Origin of the sequence: Allobosea sp. ASV33, from assembly GCF_016428755.1 — a bacterium.
In the GTDB taxonomy this organism is placed as follows: domain Bacteria; phylum Pseudomonadota; class Alphaproteobacteria; order Rhizobiales; family Beijerinckiaceae; genus Allobosea.
On record NZ_JAELTI010000165.1, the window covers coordinates 1 to 5,926 of the forward strand.

Annotated in this window: 7 protein-coding genes; all 7 read right to left on the minus strand. The window is 66.3% G+C overall.

What is annotated here, in order from left to right; translation table 11 throughout:
* On the minus strand, positions 1-670 hold a 670-nt coding region (locus JHD80_RS26445), incomplete at its 3' end, for a cation transporter (protein WP_199093443.1).
* Position 671: 1 nt separating this feature from the next.
* Positions 672-1,193 (minus strand): FixH family protein, encoded by a 522-nt coding sequence (locus tag JHD80_RS26450; protein ID WP_199093445.1) that lies wholly within the window; start codon positions 1,191-1,193, stop codon positions 672-674.
* Positions 1,194-1,213: 20 nt separating this feature from the next.
* Positions 1,214-2,668 (minus strand): cytochrome c oxidase accessory protein CcoG, encoded by a 1,455-nt coding sequence (ccoG, locus tag JHD80_RS26455; protein ID WP_199093447.1) that lies wholly within the window; start codon positions 2,666-2,668, stop codon positions 1,214-1,216.
* A gap of 1 nt (position 2,669) precedes the next feature.
* The gene (ccoP, locus tag JHD80_RS26460; RefSeq protein WP_199093449.1) at positions 2,670-3,554 is read right to left on the minus strand and encodes a cytochrome-c oxidase, cbb3-type subunit III; all 885 of its coding nucleotides are present in this window, start codon (positions 3,552-3,554) and stop codon (positions 2,670-2,672) included.
* 3 nt (positions 3,555-3,557) lie between these two features.
* Positions 3,558-3,713 (minus strand): cbb3-type cytochrome c oxidase subunit 3, encoded by a 156-nt coding sequence (locus JHD80_RS26465; protein ID WP_199093451.1) that lies wholly within the window; start codon positions 3,711-3,713, stop codon positions 3,558-3,560.
* A gap of 11 nt (positions 3,714-3,724) precedes the next feature.
* Entirely contained in the window at positions 3,725-4,489 is a 765-nt protein-coding gene (gene ccoO / locus JHD80_RS26470; protein WP_199093453.1) for a cytochrome-c oxidase, cbb3-type subunit II, read from the minus strand.
* A gap of 13 nt (positions 4,490-4,502) precedes the next feature.
* The coding region (gene ccoN, locus JHD80_RS26475; RefSeq protein ID WP_199093455.1) for a cytochrome-c oxidase, cbb3-type subunit I at positions 4,503-5,926 on the minus strand (1,424 nt) is incomplete at its 5' end.

Below are 5,926 nucleotides of genomic sequence, written 5' to 3' on the forward strand. Positions count from 1 at the left end.
GGTCGAGATAGCGCCCGATCAGCAGGAAGAAGAGCAGCATCACAACGCCGTCGAAATAAGCGTGGCGGCCGTGGGTCCAGGTCTCGGCGACGGACATGGCGAGCGCCAGCACGACGCCGATGGTGATCGGCACGTCCATGTTGACGGCCCCGGCCTTCAAGGCGCGCAGCGCGCTCTCGAAGAAGGGCCGGCCGGCATAGGCCGCGGTCGGCAGGGCGATCAGCGCCGAGAGCCAGTGGAAGAAGTCGCGCGTCGTCGGGTCGATATCGCCGCTATTGCCGGCCCAGACCGCGACCGAGAGCAGCATGATGTTCATCGAGGCGAATCCGGCGACGCCGAGGCGACGCATCAGGCTGCGCTCCTCCGCGACGGCGCCATCCTCCTGCTTCTCGGCCACGAAGGGATAGGCCTTGAAGCCGAGCGCGCCGAGCTTGTCGACGACCGCCTCCGGTCGCATTAGCGCCTCGCGCCATTCGACCGAGACGCGCTTCAGCGCGAGATTGACGCGAGCGCCGAGGATGGCAGGCTCGCGGCCGAGCCCGTTCTCGATCGCCTGCATGCAGCCGGCGCAGCGGATGCCGTCGACCGCCAGCTCCATGCTGGCGATGCCGCCATCGCGATGGCGGACGAAGATCGAGAGATCCCGGGTCGACGGATCCTGCGCCGCCATGTCACTTCTCCGGCAGGGTGATGCGGCTGCGCGAGACGAACACGACCTCCTCGCCACGCCGCGCCTGCAATTCGAGGATCCAGCGGCCGTCTTCGATCCTGTCGACGACGGCGTCGTAGCGTCCGGGTTCGCGCTCGTTCAAAGCGACCGCGAGGTCTCGTGCGGCGGTGGCGGGATGCCGCAACCGCGCCGTCGTCGTGAAGCCGGAGAGCGGCGTGCCGAGGCGATCGGCCAGGGTCACGCCCAGCATTGCGCCCTCGCCTTGCCTTGCGACTGTGGCGCTCGCCTTCCAGCCGCGGGCATCGCGCGCGTGCTGGCGGGTGATCTCCTCGTTGAAATGCTGACTATCCTCATAGGCGCTGCCTGTCTCGACACCCGGCATGGTGCGCAGCGCGACCGTCAGGATCGTCGCATTGACCGAGACGATGACGCCAAAGAACAGCACGAGCATCGCCGCGACCATACCGCCGGTCAGCTTGAAGGGGCGGCGCGGGCGCGGGGCGGCGGGGGTGTCGCAGGACATCAGGAAAACTCCGCAGCAGCTCATTGTTTGGGTCCGGGCGCCATGAAGTGATCGGTCGCGCGCACGGTCTCCCCGGCGAAGAGATCCGAGGCCGTGATGGTGATGGCCTGCGACGCCTCGAGCGGCACGCCGGCCGGCACGGTGACGAGCACGCGCACCTCGCGCGAGGTATCGGGATCGACGGTCACCACGGGCCTGAGATCGGCCGTCGGCGCGACGCCGACCGCTTCGATGCGGATGCCCGCCAACCCGTCGACGGTCAGCGCGAAGGGGCGCGGTTCCGGGCGCTTGTTGAGCAGGCGGACGGTATAGGCATTGCGGATCGAGCCGTCGCTCAGCGTCACGAAGAGCGGCGCGCGCTCGTGCAGAACCGAAATTTCGGCCGTGCGGCGCGTCGCGAGCTGCCAGAGCATGGCGCCGCCGACCACGGCGATCAGCACCGTATAGATTGCCGTGCGCGCCCGGAACGGGCGGTAGATGGCGGGCTTGCCGGCGATGCGGCGCTTGATGTTGTTGTCGGTGTCGTAGGCGATCAAGCGTTTCGGGCGGTCGACCTTGGCCATGACGGTGTCGCAGGCGTCGATGCACAGCCCGCACTGGATGCAGTCGAGCTGGGCGCCGTCACGGATATCGATGCCCACGGGACAGACCGCGACGCATTGATGGCAGTCGATGCAATCGCCGGCCGGCGCGCCCTCCGCCTTCAGCCTCAAGCCCTGCTTGACCGAAACCCGGGGTTCGCCGCGATCGTAGCGATAGGTGACGTTGAGCGCCTCGTCGTCGGTCAGGGCCGCCTGAATGCGCGGCCAGGGGCACATGAACTTGCAGACCTGCTCGCGCATGATGCCGGCGAGCGAATAGGTCGTGAAGGTCAGGATCGCGATCCAGACATAGGCCGAGACGGGCGCGGTGAGGGTCGCGAGCTCACGCACCAGCGTCGGCGCATCGGCGAAATAGAGCACCCAGGCCCCACCGGTCCACCAGGCGATAACGAGCCAGACCGCGTGCTTGGCCACCTTGCGCCAGAGCTTGCCGAAGCTCCACGGCGCTGCGTCGAGGCGCATGCGCTCGCGCCGGTCCCCCTCGAAGAAGCGTTCGACGACGAGGAAAAGATCGGTCCAGACTGTCTGCGGGCAGAGATAGCCGCACCAGACCCGGCCCGCGACGGCATTCATCAGGAAGAGCGCGAAGGCGGCCAGGATCAGCAGGCCGGTGAAGTAATAGACCTCCTGCGGCCAGATCTCGATGAAGAAGAAGTAGAAGCGTCCATTGGCGATGTCGGCCAGCACCGCCTGGTCAGGCAGATGCGGGCCGCGGTCCCAGCGCAGGAACGGCAGCAGGTAGTAGATGCCGAGACACAGGAACAGGATCACCCATTTCGCGCGCCGGAACGCGCCGGACACGCTTTGCGGATAGACCTTCGCCGACGCAGCGAAAAGCGGGATGTCGTCGGGATCGGCCCCGGCCGTGCTCACGCTACTGCCCTCCCCCGAGCGAGTGGACGTAGACGGTCAGCGCCTTGATCGTCGTCGCATCGAGGCGCCCGCCCCAGGCCGGCATCACGCCATTGCGGCTGTTGGCGATGGTCTCGGTCAGCGAGGCCACGTCCATGCCGTAGAGGCTGATCGCGTCGGTCAGGTTGGGCGCGCCCATCTCCTGGTTGCCCTTGCCGGCTTCGCCATGGCAGGCGGCGCAATTGTCCGCGAAGAGCTTGCGGCCGAGCGCGAGATCGGCCTTGGGCTCGGTCGAAAGGCCGGCGAGTTCGCGGACATGGTTGGCGACGGCGACGATCTCGTCGCGCTTGAGCAAGCCGTCGCGGCCGAAGGCCGGCATCTGGCTCACCCGCGTCTCGTCGTTGCCGGCGACGCGGATGCCATGGGTGATGGTCTGCCGGATCGCGTCGAGCGAGCCGCCCCAGAGCCAGTCGTCGTCGTTGAGGTTCGGATAGCCCTTGGCACCGGCGCCGCCGACGCCGTGGCAGCCGGCGCAGTTGTCGCCGAAGGCGGCCTTGCCCTGCGCCATCGCGATCTGGAACAGGGTGGGGTCGGCCTTGATCTGCGCCGGCGTGGCGTCGGTCATGCCGGCGGCCTGGACGGCGCGCTGGGCCTTCAATTGCGCCATATCGGCGCTGATATCGGCGCGGCTGGCATAGCCGATCACACCCTTGGTGGTGTCGGTCAGGAGCGGCCAGGCGGGATAGACGATCCAGTAGCCGAAGGCCCAGACGATGCAGGCGTAGAACATGCCGAGCCACCAGCGCGGCAGCGGCGTGTTGAGCTCGCGGATGCCGTCCCATTCATGGCCGGTGGTGGCGATGCCGGTGTGAGGGTCGATATGCGGGGCTTCGTGATGCGGGTCCATCGTTCAGTCCTCGCGCAGCGGATTGAGCGCGGCTTGCTCGAAGCGGGCGCGGTTCTTCGGCCAGAAGGCGTAGAGGCAGACGCCGAGGAAGACGGCGACGAAGTAGAGCAGGCCGGCGGACTGGGCGAAGCCGGCGAGCCAGTGATAGGTCGTTTGCATGGCAGCCTCGCTCAGCGGATGTTGGCCTTGTCGTCGTAGAGCTTGAAGTCGACCATCGTGCCGAGCGCCTGGAGATAGGCGATCAGGGCGTCGGCTTCGGTGATGCGCTGCGGATCGCCGTCGAAATCGCGCGACTGCGCCTTGGGGTAACGCTTCTCCAGCGCGGCCTGGCCGGGATGGTCCGGGGTCGCCTGCGCCTTCAGGTCGCTCTGCGCCTGCGCGATCATCTCGTCGGTATAAGGCACCCCGCCGGCGCGGTTGGCGCGCAGATCGTCGGCGATGTCGCTATAGTTCAGCTCGGTCTTCCCCAGGAAAGGATAGCCCGGCATGATCGACTGCGGCACGATCAGCCGCGGGTCCATCAGATGCAGGCGATGCCATTCGTCGGAATACTTGCCGCCGACGCGGGCGAGGTCCGGCCCGATGCGCTTGGAGCCCCACTGGAAAGGCTTGTCGTACATGCTCTCGGCCGCGAGCGAGTAGTGCCCGTAGCGCTCGACCTCGTCGCGGAGCGGCCGGATCATCTGGCTGTGGCAGAGATAGCAGCCTTCGCGGACGTAGATCGCGCGGCCGGCGATCTCGAGCGGCGTATAGGGACGCATGCCCTGCACCGTCTCGATCGTGTTCTTCAAGTAGAAGAGCGGCGCGATCTCGACGAGGCCGCCGATCGAGATCACCAGCAGGACGCCGATGAGCAGGATGATCGAGTTGGTCTCGAAGATCTTGTGCTTGGCCCAGAGCGACCGGCGCGCGGGCTTGTGTTCGATGCTCGTCATTGCCGGAACTCCTTCAGACGGCCATGGCCAGCGGGGTCGGCGCCTCATCCACGCGCGGCATCTCGGCCGCGCTCTCCGAGCGCACGGTCATCCAGAGGTTGAAGGCCATGATCAGCGCGCCGACCAGGAACAGGGCGCCGCCCAAGGCGCGGATCACATAGAAGGGATGCATCGCCGCGACGGTCTCGATGAAGGAATATTCGAGGAAGCCGAGCGCGGTGTAGGCGCGCCACATCAGGCCCTGGAGGATGCCGGACACCCACATCGCGCAGATGTAGAAGACGATGCCGAGCGTCGAGATCCAGAAATGCCAGCTCACCAGCCTGAGCGAGTAGAGCCCCTTGCGGTTCCAGAGCCAGGGCACGAGGCAGTAGATCGCGCCGAAGGAGATATAGGCGACCCAGCCGAGCGCGCCGGCATGGACATGGCCGATGGTCCAATCGGTGTAGTGCGACAGGCCGTTGACCGCCTTGATCGACATCAGCGGCCCTTCGAAGGTGGCCATGCCGTAGAAGGCGAGCGAGACCACCATCATCCGCAGCACCGGGTCGGTGCGCAGCCGGTCCCAGGCGCCGGACAGGGTCATGATGCCGTTGATCATGCCGCCCCAGGAGGGCATCCACAGCATGATCGAAAATGTCATGCCGAGCGTCTGCGCCCAGTCGGGCAGCGCAGTGTAGTGAAGATGGTGCGGACCGGCCCAGATATAGATGAAGATCAGGGCCCAGAAATGGATGATCGAGAGCCTGTAGCTGTAGATCGGCCGCTCGGCACGCTTCGGCACGAAATAGTACATGATCGCGAGGAAGCCGGCGGTGAGGAAGAAGCCGACCGCGTTATGGCCATACCACCACTGGAACATCGCATCCTGCACGCCCGACCAGAGGCCGTAGGAGCGCGGCGACAGCACCGAAACCGGCACGGCGACGTTGTTGCCGACATGCAGGACCGCGATGGTCAGGATGAAGCCGAGATAGAACCAGTTCGCCACATAGATATGCGGCTCCCGGCGCTTCATCACCGTGCCCAGGAAGACCAGGAGGTAGACGACCCAGACGATGGTCAACCAGAGATCGGCATACCATTCCGGCTCGGCATATTCCTTGCCCTGGGTGATGCCCAGCAGGTAGCCGGTGCCGGCGATGACGATGAAGAAGTTGTAGCCGAGCACGACGAACCAGGGCGACAGGATGCCCGCCAGTCGCGCCCGGCAGGTGCGCTGCACGACGTAGAATGACGTGCCGATCAGCACGTTGCCACCGAAGGCGAAGATCACCGCCGAGGTATGCAGCGGCCGCATCCGGCCGAAATTGATCCAGGGCAGATCGAAATTCAGCGCCGGGAAAGCGAGCTGCGAGGCGATGAGCAGGCCGACCGCGAAGCCGGCGATGCCCCAGACCATGGCGGCCACGGTCGCGAACTTGACCGGCCCCAGAT

Coding starts and splice junctions, on each gene's coding strand:
- JHD80_RS26450 (WP_199093445.1), bottom strand. CDS start 1,193: ATGTCCTGCGACACCCCCGCCGCCCCGCGCCCGCGCCGCCCCTTCAAG.
- ccoP (WP_199093449.1), bottom strand. CDS start 3,554: ATGGACCCGCATCACGAAGCCCCGCATATCGACCCTCACACCGGCATC.
- JHD80_RS26465 (WP_199093451.1), bottom strand. CDS start 3,713: ATGCAAACGACCTATCACTGGCTCGCCGGCTTCGCCCAGTCCGCCGGC.
- ccoO (WP_199093453.1), bottom strand. CDS start 4,489: ATGACGAGCATCGAACACAAGCCCGCGCGCCGGTCGCTCTGGGCCAAG.